The organism is Herbiconiux daphne (assembly GCF_024979295.1).
Lineage (GTDB): Bacteria > Actinomycetota > Actinomycetes > Actinomycetales > Microbacteriaceae > Herbiconiux > Herbiconiux daphnes.
Map to the genome: position 1 here is coordinate 241,512 of NZ_JANLCJ010000004.1, position 20,031 is coordinate 261,542.

The following is a 20,031-nucleotide window of genomic DNA, read 5'->3' on the forward strand; positions in this document are numbered from 1 at the left end:
AACTCGGCGGAAGGTTCAGAGCACGAGGTCGGGGCCCTGGGCGCGCAGTTCGGCGACGGAGGTGACGCCGAGCAACTGCATGGTGCGCCGGAACTCCGAACCGAGGATGCCGAGGGCCCGGTCGACCCCGGCTTCACCTCCGGCCATCAGGCCGTAGAGATAGGCCCGGCCGACCGCCGCGGCGTCGGCGCCGAGAGCGACCGAGAGCGCGATGTCGGCGCCGTTCCGCACACCTGAGTCGACGATCACCGTGGCCTGCGGCCCGACTTCCGCGCGCACCGCGGCCACGAGGTCGATGGGTGCGGCCGAGCGGTCGAGTTGACGACCGCCGTGGTTCGACAGCTGCACGCCGTCGACTCCGGCCTCGACCGCACGCCGCGCATCCGCAGGGCCGAGAGGCCCTTTGAGAAGCAATGGGCCGCGCCAGCGCCGCCGGATGTCGGCCACGTCGGTCCAGTTGATCGACGGGTCGAACCAGGTGGCCGCGCCGGTGAGACCCCGGGCCGGGGCGGCGCCGCCGTGCAAGCTGGGAAAGGTCATGCCGGGGCTGCTGAGCATCCGGAGCCAGTAGCCCGGGCGGATGCCGATGCCCGCGAGGCTCTTCAGGTTCAGAGCCGGTGGCAGCGTGAGCCCGTTGCGGGTGTCGCGGAGGCGACGCCCCGAGACGGCCGTGTCGACCGCGATGACCAGGGCGCCATAGCCGTGCACCGCCGCCTCGTCGACCAGCTCGGCCGTGCGGGCGCGGTCGTGGCCGATGTAGAGCTGGAACCAGAGCTCGCCGTGAGGCGACCCGGCCAGGTCGGCGATCGAGGTGGTGCCGAGCGTGGACAACGCGTAGGGCAGTCCGGCCCGAGCGGCCGACGCGGCGACGGCCGTCTCGCCCGACGAGTGCATCATCCGGGTCAGTCCCGTCGGTGCGAGCACCAGTGGGAGCGCCGACGAGCGCCCGAGGATCTGGGCGGTGGCGTCGACATCCGCCACCCCGGCGAGCGCTCGCGGCACGAAGCGGCGACGGCGGAAGGCGTCGAGGTTGGCCCGCAGGCTCACCTCGTCGTCGGCGCCGCCGTCGACGTAGTCGAACACCGGTCGCGGGCTCGCGCGACGGGCGGCGCTGCGCAGCCCGTCGATGTCGTGGGCCGAGGCGAGCCGTCGCACGCCCGGTCGCAACTCCGGGGGTTTGAGGCGCACGAGGGCGCGGATCTCCGCCGGCTTCACGTGGGGGTCTCCATCAGGTCGTCGCCCCGTCAGACGGAGACGACCACCTCGCCGTCGACCACACGCACCGGCACACCGCGCAGGCGCACCTCCTGGTTGGAGGGATGCCGCCCGGTGAGGATGTCGAACTCCATGCCGTGCCACGGGCACACGATGTGCCGCTCGGTCTCGGAGAAGCCGAGCCCGCCGCTCTTCATGCCCTCCCGCACCAGCTGCAGCGTGCGCGGCATGATCTTGCCCTGGCACACCGGCCCGCCCTGGTGCGGGCACATGTTGACCCAGGCACGCACCTCGCCGTTCAGGAAGTAGACGCCCACCTCCTTGCCGTCGATGTCGACGACGATGCGCTCCTTCTCCTGCAGGTCCTCCAGGCGGGCGATCGCGACATCCTGCAGCGCGGGGCCGGTGGCCGTCTCGGGCTGCACGATGTCGGGCATGGTCTCCGGGGCCAGCGGCGACCCGTCGTTCACTGGGCCCTCCGGTACCAGATCGCCATGTCGAAGAGGTTGACGTCGGCGGCTTCGAGCAACGCGGTCACCAGCACCACGGTGTCGGTGGCGTTCAGCGCGTTCTCTTCGAGCGGCCACTGGGCGCCCCGGCCGAGCTTGTCGGTCTGGGCCGAGAACAACCGGGCCGCGACGTAGAGCGGCTCGGCGACGTCTTCGGGCCGCACCTCGGCCGCCAGCCCGTCGGCGGCGAGGCGCGCGGCGACCTCGCGCAGGGTGGCGACGGTCTCGGCGTAGAGCTCGAGGTCGGTCTTCGTGGCCTGGTCACTCATCAGGAAACCCCCGGTCGATCCTGAAGCACCTGCGCTGCAGCGGGCTTCTTGCGTGTGGTGTCGAGATTGAACACCCGGGCCGCGTTCAGGCCCAGGATGTTGCGCTTGGCCTGCTCCGAGAGGAACGGCAGCTCGGTGATGGTCGACGGGGCATCCCAGTCCCAGTGCGGCCAGTCGGAGGAGTAGAGCAATTGCGTCTCCGAGTTGAAGGACTCCATCGTGGCCTGCAGGAGCTTCATGTTCGTGCGCTCCATCGGCTGCGTGGTGTAGAACATCTCCTTCATGTACTCGCTCGGCAGCCGCTTGAGCCCAGGGGCCTCGCTCGGCCGCAGCAGCACCTCGTGGTCGAGCCGTTGCATGAGGAACGGAATCCAGGCCAGGCCGCTCTCGACCCACACCATCTTCAGCTTGGGGAAGCGCTCGGGCATCGCGTTGATCAGCCAGTTCGTCACATGGATCTGGTTGTAGTGCGTGAACGAGAGCGCGTGCATCGAAAGGAAGCGGTTCAGCTGCGCGAACGACGGGTCGCCCCAGTGGTAGCCGGAGTGGAAGGCGAGCGGCTTGCCCGTCTCCTCGATCATCGCGTAGAGCTTCATGTAGACATCCGAATGGATGGCGTTGTTGCGGGTGGAGCAGACGGTGAAGCCGATGATGTTGTCGTCGGCCCCGAAGCGCTCCACCATCTCCTCGCACGCTTCGGGCGTGTTGTAGGGAAGGTAGATCATGCCTTTGAGGCGGTCGTCCTGCGGAAGGGTGACCTCGGTCATCCAGCGGTTGAAGGCGCGTGCCAGCGCGACCTCCACCTCGTCCTGCGGATGCATGCCGAGAAGCAGCATCGCGCTCGGGAAGACGACCTGGTAGTCCAGGCCCAGCGCATCCATTCCCCGCCGGGCCGAGATGACGAAGGGATGCCCCTCGACGCCCTCCACCGGCTCGCGGCGGCCCTGGTGCCCGATGCGGCCTCCGACGCTCTGCTGCGAGAGACCGGGAGTGATGTTCAGGAGGGCGTTGTTCCCTCCGAAGCCGCGGTTCTGGTCTTGCCCGATCTGGCGCCAGACGTCGTTGTCGACGAGCTCGAGCACCTCCGACCAGAACTGGTCTTCCGACACGTGGGCGTCGATGTCAACGATGAAGTAGTCGTCGTAGCTCTTGGCTGCTTGCTTGGTCGCATGCGAGAGCACATCCCGCGTGTCGGACCTCGAGTGGATCGGTTCCAGATTCCGGATGCTCGGCCTGGTGATCGGGTCAGTCATGTCGCGTTTCTTCCGCCGTTGGATTCAACATATAAAGATCATACATTCGAACCGGGATTCCGGCTACAAGAACCGCGACGCGGTCAGCGACCTACTTTTCCGAAGAGGCTCGCGACGGGCGCAACCACGACCGGCCGGGCGGCGATCCAGAGGCCGGCGATCACGACGAGGGAACCGGCGAAGATGCCGAAGCCCACCCAGTTGACCGCATCCTGCCCCCCGTACATGTGGTTGAGGTTGCGCAGGGCTCCGGTGGCGAGCACCAGGGCCACGTGCACGACGATGAAGGCCACGAAGAAGAGCATCACCGGGAAGTGCACGGCGCGGGCCCACTCGATCGGGTAGAGCCGGTTCAGGCGCGGCGCCTTGGCGGGCCACAGACTCGACATGCGAACGCCCGTGAGGATGGCGAGCGGCGCAGCGAGGAAGATGGTGGCGAAGTAGGCCAGCACCTGAAGGCTGTTGTAGTTGACCCAGCCGTTCTCGGTGGGCCAGTCGAGTGACACGTACTGCAGCAGGGCCGACAGGGCGTTCGGAAAGACCTCCCAGCTCGTGGGCACGACACGCATCCACTGGCCGGTGGCCAGCAGGAGCACGAAGAACACCACGCCGTTCAGCACCCACAGCAGGTCGAATGCCTGGTGAAGCCAGAGCGTGATGCTGATCTTGCGCCGGCTGGTTCGGCTGGAGCGTGACGTGTAGAACACGGCGGGCCGCTTCTCGGTGCGCACCTGCCAGCCGGTGCGAATGATGAGTACGAGCAGCAGAGTGTTGAGGAAGTGCTGCCAGGCGAGCCAGGCCGGGATGCCGACGGGCGCACCCTCGGGCAGCTCTGTCTCACCGGGGAACCGAGCGAGGAAGTCGCCCACCCCCGCCGTGCCGACGAACCAGCGCGCGAGCAGCACGGCGGCCGCTGCGAGCAGCACGATCACCACGCCGCCCAGCAGGAACCGGATGGCGCGCCGCGAGAGCGTGCGGCGCTCGGGCGAGCCCGCGCCGGACGTGGGGGCGGAGGATGCGGTGGCGACGGGCGCCGGCTCGACGGGCGCCGGCCCGACGGGTGCCGACACGGCGGCTGCCGTCGGTCGCGGGAGGCCCCGACGCGGAGCGGGCGCAGCGGTGGGCACCTCGGGCTTCACCGAGGCGGGCGCCTCTGGGGGCGCGGGCGCATCGGCGGCCGAAGCGGGAGTCGGGGTGCGCGGCAGACCGCGGCGAACGGGGGGCGGTGGCTCGGACACGGCTAGTGCTTTCTGGCCTCGAGGGCCTCGATCAGCTGGGGCACGACGGTGAAGAGGTCGCCCACCACGCCGAAGTCGGCCACCTCGAAGATCGGCGCATCCGCGTCTTTGTTCACGGCCACGATGGTCTTCGAGGTCTGCATGCCCGCCCGGTGCTGGATGGCTCCCGAGATACCGAGGGCCACGTAGAGCTGCGGCGACACCGACACGCCGGTCTGGCCCACCTGGCTGCCGTGGGCGATGTAGCCCGCGTCGACGGCGGCTCGGGATGCTCCCACCGCTGCGCCCAGCGCGTCGGCCAACTGCTCCACCAGAACGAACTTCTCGGCCGTGCCGAGTCCACGGCCTCCGGCCACGACCGTCGTGGCACCGCGCAGTTCCGGCCGCGACGACACAGCCTGGGCGGGTGTGAACGACAGGATCTCGGCGGCAGCCGACCCCGACGGCGCGACGGCGAGCGCCTCGATCCGGGGCTCGACCGCCGCAGCCCGATCGGTCACCGCACCCTGCCGCACCGTCGCCACGAGCGCTCCGAAGCTCGCGGCGGAGTCGGTGTCGTAGGTTCCACCCCACACCGAATGGTGGGCGGTGATGCCCTCCTCGTCGCGCGCCACGGAGACCACGTCGACCGCGAGCGGGATGCCGGCGCGCGCGGCGAACCGGCCTGCGACGTCGCGGCCCTCCACGGAGTTCGAGATGAGCACGGCCCCGGGTTGCACGAGGTCGTAGGCGGCGGCCAGCGCGTCGGCCACCGGAGTCGTGAGCCTGGTGGCGAGCTCGGCCGATTCGGCCACCAGCACGTGCGCCGCGCCCAGATCGCCGAGCGCCGACGCGGCAGCCGGCGAGGCCCCGGGTTCGGTGACGAGCAGGGCCACCGGCGTGCCCACCGAGGCCGCTGCCCCCAGGAGGCCGGCCGAGCTCGAGGCGACGGCACCCGAGGGCGTCAGCTCCGCAAGCACCAGAATCGAATCAGTCGGGAATGAACTCATGATCTCTCCTCACACCAGTCGGTTCTCGACGAGGAACTCGGCGATTCGCGTTCCTCCGTCTCCGCTGTCGACGATCGTGACGCCGGCGGCGCGGGCCGGTTTCTGCGCCACGGCCACCATGATCGAACGTGGCATCTGCGCATCGGGGTCGACGCCGATCTCGCCCAGGGTGAGCACGTCGAGCGGCTTCTTCTTGGCCGCCACGATGCCTTTGAAGCTCGGAAAACGAGCCTCCGGCAGGCGCTCGGTGACGGAGATGACGGCGGGCAGTGCGACCGAGAGGCGCGTGACGCCGGCATCGCTCAGCCGTTCGCCCCGCAGCTGACCGTCGTCGAGCTCGACCTCGGCGAGATTCGTCGCACTCGCCACCCCCAGCAGCTCGGCCACCATCGACGGGATGACCCCGCCGGTTCCGTCGGTCGACACGTCGCCGGCGATCACCAGATCGAAACCGATGCGCTGGACCGCACCGGCGAGCACCTGCGCCGTGAGAGTAAGATCGGCACCCTGCATGCGGTCGTCGAGCACGTGAACCGCGCTCGACGCTCCGATGGCCAGCCCCTTCCGGAGGCTCGCCGGCACGGTGACCGGACCGGCCGACAGCAGCACCACCTCGGTGCCCGGAATGTGTTCGGCCAGGGTGACCGCCAGCTCGACGGCGCGCTCCCCGATCTCGTCGAGCACGCGGTCGCCGGCGTCGCGGTCGGCCAGCCCCGTCTCGAGGTCGAGCTTGCGCTCTCCGTAGGTGTCAGGCACTTCCTTCACCAGAACGACGATCTTCATCGCGTCCTCCTTTCCCGCAGCGGTGCGGATGATGTCGAGACGGGCATCACTTCGGAAGCCCCAGGCCACGAGCCACCAGGTTGCGCTGGATGTCGCCGGTGCCACCCGCGATCACGCCCATGATCGAGGCGCGCAGGCCGTCTTCGAAGTAGCCGTCGCCCACCGCCCCGTCGACGCCCCACTGGTAGAGTGCGTCGGGTCCGAGCAGTGCCAGAGCGGTGGCGTTCAGATCTTCGGCCAGCTCGGTGGCCGCGATCTTGGCCATCGGCGGCGCCACGCGCGATGCCGATCCGTTGACGATGCCGCGCACCGCGAGGTTCACCAGCGACCGCGCTGCCTGCAACCGCACCGCGATGCGCCCGGCCTCGGCGCGGTAGTCGGAGCGGTGACCGGGCACCACGACGTCGGGCGTGCTGCGGAGGATGTCGAGCAGGCGGTCGAAGGCGCGGTGCCCGCGCATGACGCTGGCGCCGATGAGCACGCGCTCACCGGCCAGTGCTTGCGTGAGGGCCGCCCACCCGCCGTTCACCTCGCCGATCACGCGGCTGTCGGGCACGAACACGTCGTCCCAGAAGGTCGTGGCCGACACATCGCCGCCGAGCGCCGTGTGTGGGCTCACGGTGATGCCGTCGGAATCGGTGTCGACCAGGAACAGCGTGATGCCGGCGTGCTTGGGCGTCGCCTCGGCATCGGTGCGTGCGGCCAGCACCACCCAGCGCGAGTCGGGGAAGCAGGTGCCCCACATCTTCTGGCCGTCGATGCGCCAGCCGCCCTCCACCCGCTCGGCACGCGTGCGCAGCGACGCCAGGTCGGAGCCGGCCTCGGGCTCGGAGTAGCCGAGCGCGATCGAGAGATCGCCCTTTCGGATCTCGGAGAGCACCAGCTCGCGCAGCTCGGGGGTGCCCACCTTCATCACCATCGGTGCGATCGAGTTGATGCCCATCATGATGTTGCCCAGCGGCGGATTCGCGTAGGCGAGCGCCTCGCTGAACGCGAGCACGTCGCCCACCGGCCATCCGCCCCCACCGAACTCGCTCGGCCAGCCCACGCCGATCCAGCCGCGATCGCGCAGCACCGCGCGGGCTGCGTCGTCCCAGGAGTGCAGGTGCGAGGGGGCACCCGCCGTGTAGGGGGCGAAGGCCTCGAGCACCTCGTTGCGCACCCGGTCGGCCGACTCGCCGCGGTAGTGCTCGGGCAGCCGGAGGCCGTGGTCGATGAGGTACTCGCCCACTGAGGCATCGCGGCCCATCGCCGCGAGTGCGGCCAGGTCGGCGTGCGCCCGGCGGAAGAGCCAGGGCGCCTCGCTCTCTTCGAAGTAACCGGTGGCGGCGAGGGTGTGGTGCGCGTCGAACTGCAGGCCGGCCAGCCGCGCGGTCACGAACTCGAGTTGGATCTCGGCGGCCACGTGCCACGCGGGGTCTCCGGCCTGCCGCAGCTCGAAGGCATGTGCCAGCAGTTCACGGGCCGCGGTGAGCGCGATCTCGGAGTTCACCAGCCGGTGCGACACCGCCTGGAACGAGCCGATCACGGTGCCGAACTGCCGGCGCTGCTTCGCATACTCCAGAGCCAGTTCGTGAGTGCGGGCCACGGCAGCGGTCGCGCGCGCGGCGAGTCCGAGCCGTCGGTTGCGCACGAGTTCCGGATGCGCGGAGAGGTCGTCGACCCATTCCGCGCTCTGCGCCGTGCGGATCTCGCTCCACGCCGGAACGGCGAGGCCCGGGAGAGCCGTCACGGTTGCGCCGTCGAGTGCGAACCAGCCGAGGCGACCGGATGCCTCGTCGACCACCATCAGGTGCGTGAGCGCCGAGCCGGCCTCGACGTGGCGGGCCACGACTCCCCCGTCGACCGGAAGGGCCGCCAGCGCGATCGCGGGCCGCACGGTGCCCTCGGCGATGGCCGAGGCGAGCTCGTCATCACCCCGGGCCTCGGCCACCAGACCGGCCAGGAACACGTCGACCGCCGGGAACGGCACGGCGAACCGGCCGAGTTCCTCGTGCACGGCCACGGCGGCCGGCAGGAACTCGGGGGCGCCGAAACCGGTCCAGCCCTGTTCGGCGGCGATGCGCCAGAGTTCTGCCGGGTCGGCCGCGACCGCCTGCGTCGCGTCGGCCCAGAGGCGCGCGCTCACCCCGCGCACCGACTCGCGCAGGGCCTCGAGCTCCTCGGCGTCGAGGCCGGGGTCGAGAGCGCCTCCGGGTGTCGGGCTCAGGGTGGGGGTGCTGCTGCTCATCACGCTCCTTCGGGTGCTGGCTCGTTTCGGTAGTATAGCGTTTCTGCACACTCCGACGCATATATGTTACACATTTGATTGCTATTATTCGATGATGACGAACGAGGAGAAGGTGCGCTCCGGCGCCCTGGTCATCGATCTGCTGGGGGATTTCAACCGCATCGGGGGTCGCGAACTGCGCCTCAAGGCCCTGGTGGAGCTCGGTGAGCAGCTCGGCATCGCCGGGCCGACGATGAGGGTGACGCTGGCCCGCTTGCGTGAGCGCGGCTGGTTCGACGTGGAGCGCGAGGGCCGGGAGTCGATCTACCGACTCAGCCCGCTCGCACTGGTCGCCATCCACGAGGGCGGGCAGCGGCTGCACCGCCCCGCCCCCGAACGCTGGGCGGGCGAGTGGTCGATGGTGATCTACACCGTGCCCGAGAGCGACCGCCAGACGAGGGACGAACTCCGCCGGCAACTGGCCTGGCTCGGTTTCGGCCCTCTGGCGCCCGCCACCTGGATCCGGCCACGCCCGCAGCTCGACGACATCGCGAACGCCGTCGCAGCCCTCTCGGCCGCCCGGCTCACGCTGCTCACCACCCGCACGTCGGGCCTGGCCGAAGACCGCGCGATCGCCGCGCGCTGCTGGGACCTGGATGCACTCGGCGCCGACTACTCCGACTTCATCCGCGACGTGAGGGCGAAGCTGCCCTCCTACCGCGAAGCCGCGCTCGACGGGCGCGAGGCGCTGGTTGCACGCATCCAGTTGGTGCATGCCTACCGGTCGTTCACGCGTCGCGACCCGCAGTTCCCGGTCGACCTGCAGCCGGCCGGATGGCAGGGCGACGAGGCGCGGCGTCTTTTCGAAGACGCGCATTCGTTGCTGTCGGAGGGATCGGCCGACTACTACGCGCGCGTTCTGGATCTCGGGTCTGTATCAGCTGATTGACGGCCGCCGTCTGATCGTTATACGTTTTGCTCGCCACAACTTCGATGGACACCAAGGAGCAACGATGCCCAACTATGAATGCATCAAGGTCGAGAACGAGAACCGGGTGACCACCGTGACTCTCAATCGGCCCGACAAGCGCAACGCGATGAGCCCGCAGCTGAACGACGAGATGCTCGACGCCCTGATCCGCCTCGGCGCCGACCCCGACACCGATGTGCTGGTGCTCACCGGCGAGGGCGACGCCTTCACCGCCGGAATGGACCTCAAGGAGTACTTCCGCGGCACGGAACACGACCCGGTGCTCTCCGAGCGCGCCAAATGGACGATGCGCGAGTGGTCGTACACCCGCTTGCGCTTCTTCCCCCGGGTGACCATCGCCGCCGTCAACGGCTGGTGCTTCGGCGGTGGGTTCATGCCGCTGGTGTCGTGCGATCTGGCCATCGCGGCCGACGAGGCCCAGTTCGGGCTGTCCGAGGTGAACTGGGGCATCCTGCCCGGCGGCCTGGTGACCAAAGACGTCACGCTGGCGCTCGGCTATCGCGACGCGATGTACTACGCGCTCACCGGCAAGACCTTCGGCGGGCAGCGCGCCAAGGAGATCGGCTTGGTCAATGACTCGGTGCCGCGCGCGGAACTCGGCGAGGCCGTGCGTGAACTCACCGACACCCTGCTGAAACTGAACCCGCAGACCCTGCGTTCCACGAAGGAGGCGCTGCGCCACTCGGCCGACATGAACTACGAGCAGTCGGCCGACTACCTCGCCGCCAAGTCGGCGCAGCTGGGTTCGCGCGACCCGGAGAAGGGCCGCCTCAAGGGCCTGTCGCAGTTCCTCGACACCAAGGAGTTTAAGCCCGGCCTCGCGGCCTACCGCCGGGACGCCGCCGATGCGTGACCTCACCCCGCTCCTCGCTCCCCGCAGCATCGCGATCGTCGGCGCCTCGAGCACCCTCACCGCGCTGGCCGGCAAGCCGGTCGCCTTCCTGCGCGATTCCGGGGTCGACGTGGCCGTCTATCCTGTGAACCCCTCGCGCGACGAGATCGGCGGCTACACCGCCTACCCCGATCCCTCCGCACTGCCCGAGGCGCCCGACGTCGGCCTCGTGCTGGTGCCCGCCCAGGCCGTCGTCGCCGCCGTCGAAGCGCTCGCGAAGCGCGGCGCCAAGGCCGCCGTGGTGATCTCGTCCGGATTCGGCGAGGGCGATCGCGCGGAGGGCGCCGCCGCCCAGGCGCGGATGGGCGAGATCGCCCGCGAGCACGGGATGCTGCTGCTCGGCCCGAACACGCTCGGCGTTCACGACTACGTGCGCGGACTGCCGCTGTCGTTCGTCTGGTACGGCCGCAAGGCATCCGACCCCGCCGGCACCGTGGCCGTGGTCTCGCAGAGCGGCTCAGGCATGACATCGCTGAGCGATCGACTGCTGGACGCGGGGCTACCGCTCGGCTACGGCATCGCCACCGGCAACGAGGCCGACGTCACCGTGGTCGACGTGCTCGAACACCTCGCCGAAGACGACCGGGTGAAGGTCATCGCAGCGGTGTTCGAAGAGGTGCGCGACGGCACCCGCTTCATCGCCGTGCTGCGGCGGCTGCGCGAGCTGGGCAAGCCGTTGGTGGCGCTCAAGGTGGGCCGCACCGAGAGCGGGTCGGCCATGGTGAAGTCGCACACGGGCGCGCTCGCCGGCTCCTACCCGACGCTCAAGGCGCTGCTGCGGCAGTACGGGGTGATCGAAGTCACCGACCTCGATCAGATCCCGGGCATGGTCGCCGCCGCGCTGCTCGGCCACCTCCCCACCGTCGACGGCATCGCCGTGGTGACGAACTCGGGCGGCGCAGCGGCGATCGCGGCCGACCGCGCCGACGAACTGGGTGTGCCGCTGGCGCAGCTGGGCGAGCTCGCGCAGGGCAAGGTGCGCGAGAATCTCCCCGCCTTCGCTCAAGACCAGGCGGTGGGCAATCCGATCGATGTCACGGCGCAGAGCATGCAGCGACCGTTCTCGATGGTCGACATCGTCGACGCGCTGGTGGAGGACCCGGCGGTCGGCGGCGTCGTGCACGCGGTGCCGAGCAGCGGCGGCCCTGCCGGAGGCCAGTGGGTCGACCGGCTCGCCGACACGGTGCACAGCTCGCCGAAGCCGGTGGTCTCGGTCATCCTCTCGGGCAAGGAGTCCGACGGTCTGCGTCAGCGCCTCCGCGACCGCGGGGTGCCCGTGTTCTCGTCTCCCGCCGCCGCCGTCGAGGCGCTGCAGCTCCTGCGTCGCTTCGGTCGCGCCGTGGAGTCCGCCGCGCAGCCGGCCGCCCCGGCTGAGGAGCGTGAGCCGATCCCGCTCCCGGCGACCATCACGGAGAACTCCACCCTGCAGTGGCTGAGCGAGTACGGCGTGCCCGTGGCCCGGCAGCTGCTCGCGGCCACCCCGGAGGCCGCCGCCGAGGCGGCGGAGGAGCTCGGCTACCCGGTGGCCGTGAAGATCAGCTCGCCCCAGATCGCGCACAAGACCGAGGTCGGCGGAGTGGCCCTCGGTCTCGGCGATGCCGCCTCGGTGAAGGCCGCCGCGCAGCAGGTGCTGGCATCGGCCGCCGCCGCACGCCCTGACGCCGTGCTGGAGGGCGTGACGGTGAGCCGCATGGTGACGCCGGTGCTCGAGCTGATCTCGGGCATCCACATCGACCCGACCTTCGGCCCGGTCGTGCTGCTGGGGCTCGGCGGCATCTGGGCCGAGGTGCTCGGCGACGTGACGATGCGCGGGCTCCCGCTCGGCCCCGACGAGGCCGAGCGCATGGTCGACGACCTGCAGGGCGCGCCGCTGCTGCGGGGAGCCCGCGGCCGCACCCCGGTGGACCCGGCCGCTCTCTCGGCACTCGTCGACGCCCTCGCGCGCATCGCCGTGGAGCACGACGGCGAACTCGGCGGCCTCGATCTCAACCCGGTCGCCGTCACCGCGGAGGGCGAGCTCGTGGTGCTCGACGCGGCCCTGTTCCGCACCGAGGTCTGACGCGGGGCAGTGCCGCCGACACGAAGAAGGCCCGCATCCCCGAGGGGTGCGGGCCTTCTTCGTGAACAGCCGCTACAGGTTCGGGTTCACCAGAATGCGGATGGGGTTGTCGGTGTGGTGGTGCAGCTGGTCGATGCCGTCGGCGAGGTTCTCGAGCGACACCACGTTCGAGATCGACTGGCTCACGTCGAGGCGGCCGGCGGCCACCAGCTTCACCAGCGCCTCCACGTCTTCGTTCGGGCAGCCGAGGTGACCGCGCACCTGCTTGCGGCTCACGCCGAAGTGCAGGGTCGTGCCGATCGAGACCTCGTCCATGGTCTCGCCGACCGCGATCATCCGGCCGCGGTTACGGGTGAAGGCGAGCGCCTGCGTGAACGTGGGCTTGATGCCGACGGCGTCGAAGGTGACGTCGAACATGTGGCCACCGGTGGCTTCCATCACCTTCTGCTCGAGGTCGGGGTCGCGGGAGTCGAAGGCGAAGTCGGCTCCGCGGTCGAGGGCGCGCTGACGCGTCTCTTCGCTGATGTCGAAGGCGATGATGGGGTTGGCGCCCACCAGGCGCGCCACCTGCACCAGGTGCGTGCCGACTCCGCCGATGCCCCAGACACCCACGGCCTCGCCGACCTTGACCTGGCCGGTGTTGACCACGGCCCCATAAGGCGTGGAGAGGGCGTCGGGGATGATCGCGGCCTGGTCCAGCGGGAGCGAGTCGGGAATGCGGATGGGGGCGATGGCTCGCGAGAGCACGTACTCCGCCCAGCCGCCGTCCTTGGTGACCGCGAGCACCTCGAGATTCGGGCAGTCCTCGAACACGCCGGTGCGACAGACCTCGCAGGTGTGGTCAGGCTGGCCGGTGGGAGCGATCACACGGTCGCCGATCTCCCATCCGGTGACGCCGGGTCCGAGCGCGGCGATGGTGCCGGTGACCTCGTGGCCGGAGGTGACGACCTCGGGAACGCGGCGCAGCGGCGAGCCGGACGTCTGGTCGTTGGCCACCTCGAAGGCGCCGGAGTTGAAGCTCAGGTCGGAGTGGCAGATGCCGCAGAACGCCACCTTGATCAGCACCTGGTCGGGACCGGGGACCGGGATCGGCACCGTCTCGATCGTCCATTTCGCCTCGCGGGTGCGCAGTCGGTGGGCGCGCATCGTGGTCTTTTCAGGCACAGTGGTTTCCTTTCGTCGTACCTAGTGGTGGGCCGGCCGGTGAGAGATCTCAGCCGGCCGAGTCTGATTCCGCGAATTCCGCGGCGGACGTATCCGATCCGGAGGACAGATAGGCGGCCTGGATGTCGTCGAGGCTCGCACGCGTCTCCGCGGCGGTGCCTTCGAACTGGATGCGGCCGTGGTGCAGCAGGTAGACCCGGTCGGCGATGTCGAGCACCCGGTGCACGTGCTGCTCGATCAGCAGCGCTCCCACGCCCCGGTCTGCCGCGGCTCGCACCGCGCGCAGCAGCCGGCCGACGGTCTTCGGAGCGAGTCCGAGCGAGAGCTCGTCGGCCAGCAGCAGCTTCGGGGCGCGCGAGAGCGCCCGGCTGAGGGTGAGCATCTGCTGCTCGCCACCCGAGAGCAGCCCGGCGCGGCGACCCAGCAGGGCCTGCAGCTCGGGAAAGATCGCGATGGCGTCGTCGGGGTCGACCCGGCCCACCGAGAGGTTCTGCCGAGTGGTCAGGTTCGAGAAGATCGAGCGCTCCTCCGTGACGAACGAGAGGCCGTTGCGCGCCCGTTTGTGCAACGCGCCGGCCTTCGAGTGACCCTGGAAGAGCACTTCCCCGCCCAGGGGCGAGAGTTCACCGGCCAGGGTCAGCATGGTGGTGGTCTTGCCGGCGCCGTTGGCACCCAGCAGGGCCACCACCTCTCCCTCGTTCACGTGGAGGTCGATGCCCTTCACGATGTCCACCCCGGCGTATCCGGCTCGAAGACCGCGCGCCTCCAGCAAGGTCTCGGGCATCAGCGGTGTGCTCCCTTCCCGGCCACGACCGGTGTCGCCCCGGTCGGCTCGGAGTCGTTCTCCTCCGCGTCGTCGCCGAGGTAGGCGGCGATCGCCGCGGGGTTCTCGCGCACTTCGCCGGCGGTGCCGTCGCAGACGTGCTTGCCGAAGTCGATCACGGTGATGCGGTCGCAGATGCTCATCACGAAGTTCATGTCGTGCTCGATCACGAGCACCGCCATCCCCCACGAGTCGGCGAGGCGGCGCACCAGGCGGCCGAACTCCGCCGACTCGCTGTCACTGAGGCCGGCCACGGGCTCGTCGAGCAACAGCACCGAAGGCTTCGCGGCCACGGCCCGGGCGATCGCCACGAGACGCCGCTCGCCGTAGGAGATGTCGTCGGGTGTCTTGTGCAGCAGCGGCGCAAGGCCGAAGTCCTGCACGGCCGCCATGGTCACCGGGTCGAGCACGGTCTTCGAGGGTCGAACGAGCTCGAGCAGGGCCTTGAGCCCGATCTTGCGGTCCTGCGGAACCTGCAGGTTCTCCAGCACCGTCATCTCGGGGAACAGCTCGAGTCCCTGGAAGGAGCGAACGATGCCGTGTCCGGCCCTGCGGTGCGGGGCCCAGCCGTCGATCTTCTCGTCGCCGAGCGAGACCGAGCCGGAGTAGGGGGTGAAACCCGAGACGGCATCCATCAGCGAGGTCTTGCCGGCACCGTTCGGCCCGATCAAGCCGACCACCTGGCCCGGCCGCACCTCGAAGCTGAGCGAATCGACGGCCACCACTCCCCCGTAGCGCACGCTCAGACCCGTGACCGTGAGGTTCTTGGGCTCGACCCGCGTGGGCGTCACGGCTTCGGTCGACGGCTCGAACCGCTTCACGGGCCGCACCCACGGCAGCTTCGGCGCGATGCGCTTCTCGAGTTTGCCGAAGCGCACCGAGAGATCCTGCACGATGCCGTGCGGATTGAAGATGATGGCGCCGAGCGAACCGAGACCTGCGATCAGCGGCAGCCAGTCGACGAAGCCCTGCCAGTTCAGGGCGATCAACGACGACAGGGCACTCGGTGCGCCGACGGCCGCGAAGATCGCGCCGACCACGAAGCCCACACCGCCGATCACGATCCACGCCACCGCGAGCATCGAGGTGAAGGTGTCGTACTGCGTGAACGACGCGGTGGTGAACTGGTAGGTGAGCAGGATGCCCCCGAGGCCGGCGAGCGCGCCCGAGATGGTGAACGAGATCATCTTGGTGCGCGAGACGTTGACCCCTGAGGCCGAGGCGGCTCGCTCGTTCGAGCGCACCGCGATCATGCTGCGCCCGAGCCGCCCACGACGGAGGTTGGTGACCACGAACATGGCGATCACGAGCACGATCAAGGTGAAGGCCGCATACCGCTCCGGATGCGTCGAGCCGCTGATGTCCAGCCCCAGGATCGATGCCTGGCCCACGCGCAGGCCCGCCGAGGTGCCCGAGAAGTTCGAGTTGGTGAGGATCATGTCGTTCACCGCCCAGGTGGCGGCGAGCGTGATCACGGCGAGGTTGACGCCGCGCGTGCGGAGGGCGGGCAGCGCGAACAGCAGCCCGATGACGGCCGCGGCCAGCGTGCCGACGATGAGTGCCGGAATGAAGGTGAAACCGAGGTCGACCGTGAGTCGCGCCCCGATCAGGCCGCCCACTGCGGCGATCGCGTACTGTGCGATCGACACCTGCCCGGTGTAGCCGATCAGCACCACGAGCGAGAGCAGGATGATCGAGACCACGAACGTGACCGACAGCGCGGAGAGCCAGGTGGTGGGGAACACCAGGAAGATCAGCAGCATGACCACCACGAACAGCGGTATGACGATGCCCCAGCGGAAGCGGCCGTTGCCGATCAGCGGCAGCCGCTCACCCGCTTGGCCGCGTAGCGGCAGGCTCGAGCCTCTCGCCAGCAGCACCACGATCAGCACGATCAGCGGGAACGCGTCGGAGACCGCGGCGATGCCGGTGAGGTTCTTGAAGTCGGCGTTGAAGCGGATGAGGATCGTCTGCGCGACGCCCATGAACAGCGAAGCGGCCAGCACCAGGGGGAACGACTTGAAGTCGGCCAGCACGAGGGCGGCGAGCACCGGAATGATCAGCAGGCTGAGCGCCGTGGGCGACACCTGCGTGATCGGCGCCACCAGGATGCCGGCCACGGCGGCCAGGGCCGTGCCCGCGACCCAGGTGGCCGAGGAGACGAAGCCGGGCGAGATGCCGAGGGCGGCCGCACCGCGCTCGTTCTGCGACACGGCGGCGGTCACCCAGCCGATGCGGGTGTAGCGCCAGACGATCATCAGGGCCGCGGTGATGACGATGCCGATGCCGAGCAGCCAGAAGTAGCTCTCGGAGATCGACGCGTCGCCGATCTTCAGAAGGCTGGAGGGCAGGATCGGCTTCACGAACGGGGGCGCGTAGCCCCAGATCTTCGCAGCTCCGGCCTGCAGCACCAGCAGAACGATCAGCGTGGCGATGAGGCGGGTGAGCGGCGAGGCGTTGCGCATCCGGCGCAGGACGAGCTGGTCGACCGCGAGCCCGAGCAGGGCGGTCACGACGACGGCGAGCACGAACGCCAGCACCGGTGGCAGCCCCGCCGTCACCGGCACGGAGGCGTTGAAGCTCGAGGGAGAGCTGAACTGCAGATAGAGGTACGCGCCGATCATCGCGAAGCCGCCGTGAGCGATGTTCACGACGCCCGAACCGCGATAGATCAGCAGCACGCCCTGCCCGAGCAGGGCGTAGATGGCCCCGAGGCCGAGGCCCAGCAGGCCGAACTGGATGATGTCGCTCATGTGCGAAGACTCTCCTTTGAGTGACCAGGGGCCGGGCAGTCGCCTGCGCCGGCCCCTGGCCGAGTGCTACATGGTGTTCGGGTGCGGGCGGGTCAGAGCTCGTCGCCGGGAACCGGCAGTCCGTCGCCGACGGGATCGATGGTGACGGTCTCAGGATTCCACTTCTTCAGGATGACACCGGTGTTGAACTGACGCGGCATGTCCGGGTTGGGGTTCGGCACCGAGAAGTCGATGGGCGGCATCGGCGCGTCGCCCTCCGGTCCGAAGGTGACGGTCGTCGAGTTCAGCGCTTCGACGAGCGCCTCCTTCGTGAGCTCGTCGCCCGAGAGGTTCTCAGCCGCCTGAGCCAGCGCGTAGGCTCCGAGCCATCCGCGGAAGACCAGGTTGGGGTTGTTCTCGGGAGCCGGGCTCGCGAGAGCGTCTCCGGCGTCGACCTCCGCCTGGGCCTGCTTGTTGAACTCGTCGAGCAGCGGGTAGTCCCAGGTGACCTCGGGGAACGACCCGGTGAGGTAGATGTCCGAGATGTCCGGGCCGAGCCCCGCCAGCACCTGGTAGGGGGCGAGGCCGTCGGAGACGCACATCGCGCCCTCGTAGCCACTGCGGCCCTGTGCCGTGATCCAGGCGCCCATCAGCTGCGGCGGCGCCGCGGGCATGATGAGGTCGGCGTCGGTGTCGATGGCCTGCTGCACGTACGGCGAGATGTCGGTCGTCGAGACGGGGAAGGTGAGGGTTTCGGTGGTGACACCGCGTGCCTCGACGAGAGCCGCCGCGTCAGCGGCCTGCTCCTGGGCGTTCGGCGTCTCCGACACGGCCAGGGTGATGCTCTTGGCGCCGACGGCGTCGCCACCCAGCACCGCGCATCCGGGCTGGTCGTAGAGGTTCTGACCGAGCGGGAACTGCATCGCACCCTTGAGCGCGGCCGGAGTGTCGGGGTTGGAGTTGATGGCGGGGAGGCCGGCCTCTTCGATGATCGCGTCGGTGTCGTCGCCGGCGGTGATGACCAGCGGGCTGATCAGCGCGACCGCGTCGGGGTCGTCGACGGCCTGCTGGAAGCACGCGATCTCGCCCTGCGGGGTGAGGTCGCTCTTGCACTCTTTGACCACGACGTTGTGGCCGGCGAGGCCGCCGTCGGCGTTGATCGCCCGAACGCCGGCCTTGACGCCGGCCCCGATCTGATCGGAGTTGACGTTGGCGGGGTAGGTGGTCCAGACGTTCACGTCGGAGCCGGTGGGTGCCGATGAGGCGCCGGCGTCGGGCGAGCCTCCGGAGGACGAACAGGCGGCGAGCGCGCCGACCAATCCGACCGCTGCGATTACAGCCAGGCTTCGTTGCCGTGACCTGTTCATTCGATCCTCTTCTCCGTCGACCGGATGACTCCGGCCGAGCATCGGGTGCATGGAGCCTGACACACGAATTCCTTCGAGAGTCTTTCGCTTCGGCACCTCCGATGCGAGCAGCTGCGACCGTGCAGCTGTTCGGTTGGCCGCGCCGATGCGGACCCCTCATAGTCAAATAGCCTACTGTAGGATGTTACTACTTTCGATATGGGGGCCCGCAAGGGTATAAATGTCATACCCTTTGATTGTTACTTGTTTGAAACATCTGGGAGCGTCTCGCGGTGGTCCAACCCGACCACCGTCCGGTAGGCCCCGGAGATGCTCGCCAGCTCGTCGGCCGAGATCACGTCGTCGACGTTCTCGAACGGACGGTCACCCGTTCGTTCCCAGACTTCCCGGAGGATCGCGTCGGGCGGGTTCTCGCGATTCATGAGAACCACCGCCGTGGTCGCCGGCCGCCGGACGAGCTCGTAGGCGGCGAGCGCCTCACGGGCATCCGGGATCTGCTCGAGGCGCTGCCTGAGTGCCGGCCCGTCGAGGATTGCCTGTCCCGCACCGTTGGATCCGCGGGGCACCATCGGATGCGCGGCGTCGCCGAGCAGGGTCACGCGGCCGGTCCCCCACCATTCGAGCGGGTCCTGGTCGACCATCGGGAATTCGAACACGTCGTCAGCGCCCGCGAGCAAAGCCGGCACATCGAGCCAGTCGAAGTGCCAGTCGGCGAAGGCAGGAAGGAACTCGTCGGGATTGCCGCGGGCGCCCCAGCTGCGGTCGGCCTCGAAGGGGCTCTCCAGTTCGGCGACCCAATTGACGAGTTGGCCCCCGCGGCCGTCGACGTCGTCGCGGATCGGGTAGATGACGAGCTTGCCGCCTTGCAGCCAGCCCGCGCGCACCATGGTGGCGCCGCTCAGAATGGGCGACCAGACAGTGGTGCCGCGCCACATCTTGATGCCCGAGTACCGTGGACGCCCTTCCTCGGGGTGCAGCTGCCGTCGCACCACCGAGTGGATGCCGTCGCACCCGATCAGGGCCCGGCCGGTGACCTCGGCGCGCTCCTCGCCGGTCGCGATCGACCGGAAGCGCGCGACGACCCGGTCGTCGTCCTGTTCGAAGCCGGTGAGGGCGTGGTCGAGGCGCACGGCATCCGCACCCAGCCGCTCGACGGCGGTGCGGTAGAGCATCATCTGGAACTCGCCCCGGTGCACGCTGAACTGGTAGTGCTCGTGGCCGGCGAAGCGCCCGGCCGGTTCGGTGACGATCTCCTGCCCGAAGCGGTTGTAGAAAGCGGACTCGCGGGTCTCCACCGCGATGGAGCGCATCGCCTCGGTGAGTCCCAACCGATCCAGAACCCCAGCGGCGTGCGGAAGGATGTTCACTCCCACCCCGAGGGGACGCAGCTCGGGCGCCGCCTCGAACACGGTGCACGGGATGCCGGCCGCGTGCAGTTCGAGCGCCAGCACGAGGCCGCCGATCCCGCCTCCGATGATCAGAACCCGCGATTCATCCATGCCGCACTCCTTCGTCGTTCTGGAGCGAGCGTAAGCCGA

Annotated in this window: 16 protein-coding genes; 3 read left to right on the forward strand and 13 right to left on the reverse strand. The window is 69.4% G+C overall.

Features of this window, described 5'->3' with window-relative positions:
* Nucleotides 1–15: 15 nt before the first annotated feature.
* The 8 genes from N1032_RS12400 to N1032_RS12435 all read right to left on the reverse strand — a co-directional run bounded on the left by N1032_RS12400 (nt 16) and on the right by N1032_RS12435 (nt 8,486).
* A complete protein-coding gene (locus tag N1032_RS12400) occupies nt 16–1,215 on the reverse strand; it encodes an alpha-hydroxy acid oxidase (RefSeq protein WP_259539403.1) in 1,200 nt (399 codons plus the stop codon).
* A 29-nt stretch (nt 1,216–1,244) separates the two neighbouring features.
* Nucleotides 1,245–1,685, reverse strand: coding sequence for a Rieske (2Fe-2S) protein (locus N1032_RS12405; protein WP_259539404.1), 441 nt, complete (start codon nt 1,683–1,685; stop codon nt 1,245–1,247).
* Entirely contained in the window at nt 1,682–1,993 is a 312-nt protein-coding gene (locus N1032_RS12410) for a hypothetical protein (protein WP_259539405.1), read from the reverse strand. Before N1032_RS12410 ends, N1032_RS12405 begins: the two co-directional genes overlap by 4 nt.
* A complete protein-coding gene (locus N1032_RS12415; RefSeq protein ID WP_259539406.1) occupies nt 1,993–3,246 on the reverse strand; it encodes an amidohydrolase family protein in 1,254 nt (417 codons plus the stop codon). The genes N1032_RS12410 and N1032_RS12415 overlap by 1 nt, the downstream gene beginning before the upstream one ends.
* Nucleotides 3,247–3,329: 83 nt before the next feature.
* A complete protein-coding gene (locus N1032_RS12420) occupies nt 3,330–4,484 on the reverse strand; it encodes a cytochrome b/b6 domain-containing protein (protein WP_259539407.1) in 1,155 nt (384 codons plus the stop codon).
* Nucleotides 4,485–4,486: 2 nt separating this feature from the next.
* Complete coding sequence (locus N1032_RS12425) at nt 4,487–5,473, reverse strand: electron transfer flavoprotein subunit alpha/FixB family protein (protein WP_259539408.1); 987 nt, start codon at nt 5,471–5,473, stop codon at nt 4,487–4,489.
* A 9-nt stretch (nt 5,474–5,482) separates the two neighbouring features.
* Nucleotides 5,483–6,256, reverse strand: coding sequence for an electron transfer flavoprotein subunit beta/FixA family protein (locus N1032_RS12430; protein ID WP_259539409.1), 774 nt, complete (start codon nt 6,254–6,256; stop codon nt 5,483–5,485).
* 46 nt (nt 6,257–6,302) lie between these two features.
* Nucleotides 6,303–8,486 carry an acyl-CoA dehydrogenase gene (locus N1032_RS12435; RefSeq protein ID WP_259539410.1) on the reverse strand — a complete coding sequence of 728 codons (2,184 nt, stop codon included), beginning with the start codon at nt 8,484–8,486 and terminating at the stop codon, nt 6,303–6,305.
* Between the two features lie 91 nt (nt 8,487–8,577).
* Between N1032_RS12435 and N1032_RS12440 the strand changes: the two genes are divergently transcribed.
* The 3 genes from N1032_RS12440 to N1032_RS12450 all read left to right on the forward strand — a co-directional run bounded on the left by N1032_RS12440 (nt 8,578) and on the right by N1032_RS12450 (nt 12,407).
* Complete coding sequence (locus tag N1032_RS12440; protein WP_259539411.1) at nt 8,578–9,414, forward strand: PaaX family transcriptional regulator; 837 nt, start codon at nt 8,578–8,580, stop codon at nt 9,412–9,414.
* Nucleotides 9,415–9,478: 64 nt separating this feature from the next.
* On the forward strand, nt 9,479–10,309 hold the full coding sequence (locus N1032_RS12445) for a p-hydroxycinnamoyl CoA hydratase/lyase (protein WP_259539412.1): 831 nt from the start codon (nt 9,479–9,481) through the stop codon (nt 10,307–10,309).
* Complete coding sequence (locus tag N1032_RS12450) at nt 10,302–12,407, forward strand: acetate--CoA ligase family protein (RefSeq protein WP_259539413.1); 2,106 nt, start codon at nt 10,302–10,304, stop codon at nt 12,405–12,407. The genes N1032_RS12445 and N1032_RS12450 overlap by 8 nt, the downstream gene beginning before the upstream one ends.
* Nucleotides 12,408–12,479: 72 nt before the next feature.
* On the opposite strand, the gene N1032_RS12455 is transcribed toward N1032_RS12450, so the two are convergent.
* The 5 genes from N1032_RS12455 to N1032_RS12475 form a co-directional block, all read right to left on the reverse strand.
* A complete protein-coding gene (locus tag N1032_RS12455) occupies nt 12,480–13,571 on the reverse strand; it encodes a zinc-binding dehydrogenase (RefSeq protein ID WP_259539414.1) in 1,092 nt (363 codons plus the stop codon).
* Nucleotides 13,572–13,620: 49 nt separating this feature from the next.
* Entirely contained in the window at nt 13,621–14,355 is a 735-nt protein-coding gene (locus N1032_RS12460; protein WP_259539415.1) for an ABC transporter ATP-binding protein, read from the reverse strand.
* Nucleotides 14,355–17,147, reverse strand: a complete 2,793-nt coding sequence (locus N1032_RS12465) for an ABC transporter permease subunit (RefSeq protein WP_259539416.1) — start codon at nt 17,145–17,147, stop codon at nt 14,355–14,357. Before N1032_RS12465 ends, N1032_RS12460 begins: the two co-directional genes overlap by 1 nt.
* 92 nt (nt 17,148–17,239) lie before the next feature.
* Nucleotides 17,240–18,493 (reverse strand): ABC transporter substrate-binding protein, encoded by a 1,254-nt coding sequence (locus N1032_RS12470; RefSeq protein WP_259539417.1) that lies wholly within the window; start codon nt 18,491–18,493, stop codon nt 17,240–17,242.
* Nucleotides 18,494–18,732: 239 nt separating this feature from the next.
* Nucleotides 18,733–19,992, reverse strand: a complete 1,260-nt coding sequence (locus N1032_RS12475) for a flavin-dependent oxidoreductase (RefSeq protein ID WP_259539418.1) — start codon at nt 19,990–19,992, stop codon at nt 18,733–18,735.
* Nucleotides 19,993–20,031 lie beyond the last annotated feature (39 nt).

Bases quoted from the DNA above. Each gene is read 5' to 3' on its own strand.
- N1032_RS12410 (WP_259539405.1), bottom strand. From the start codon at position 1,993: ATGAGTGACCAGGCCACGAAGACCGACCTCGAGCTCTACGCCGAGACC.
- N1032_RS12415 (WP_259539406.1), bottom strand. From the start codon at position 3,246: ATGACTGACCCGATCACCAGGCCGAGCATCCGGAATCTGGAACCGATC.
- N1032_RS12425 (WP_259539408.1), bottom strand. From the start codon at position 5,473: ATGAGTTCATTCCCGACTGATTCGATTCTGGTGCTTGCGGAGCTGACG.
- N1032_RS12430 (WP_259539409.1), bottom strand. From the start codon at position 6,256: ATGAAGATCGTCGTTCTGGTGAAGGAAGTGCCTGACACCTACGGAGAG.
- N1032_RS12435 (WP_259539410.1), bottom strand. From the start codon at position 8,486: ATGAGCAGCAGCACCCCCACCCTGAGCCCGACACCCGGAGGCGCTCTC.
- N1032_RS12440 (WP_259539411.1), top strand. From the start codon at position 8,578: ATGATGACGAACGAGGAGAAGGTGCGCTCCGGCGCCCTGGTCATCGAT.
- N1032_RS12445 (WP_259539412.1), top strand. From the start codon at position 9,479: ATGCCCAACTATGAATGCATCAAGGTCGAGAACGAGAACCGGGTGACC.
- N1032_RS12450 (WP_259539413.1), top strand. From the start codon at position 10,302: ATGCGTGACCTCACCCCGCTCCTCGCTCCCCGCAGCATCGCGATCGTC.
- N1032_RS12460 (WP_259539415.1), bottom strand. From the start codon at position 14,355: ATGCCCGAGACCTTGCTGGAGGCGCGCGGTCTTCGAGCCGGATACGCC.
- N1032_RS12465 (WP_259539416.1), bottom strand. From the start codon at position 17,147: ATGAGCGACATCATCCAGTTCGGCCTGCTGGGCCTCGGCCTCGGGGCC.
- N1032_RS12470 (WP_259539417.1), bottom strand. From the start codon at position 18,493: ATGAACAGGTCACGGCAACGAAGCCTGGCTGTAATCGCAGCGGTCGGA.
- N1032_RS12475 (WP_259539418.1), bottom strand. From the start codon at position 19,992: ATGGATGAATCGCGGGTTCTGATCATCGGAGGCGGGATCGGCGGCCTC.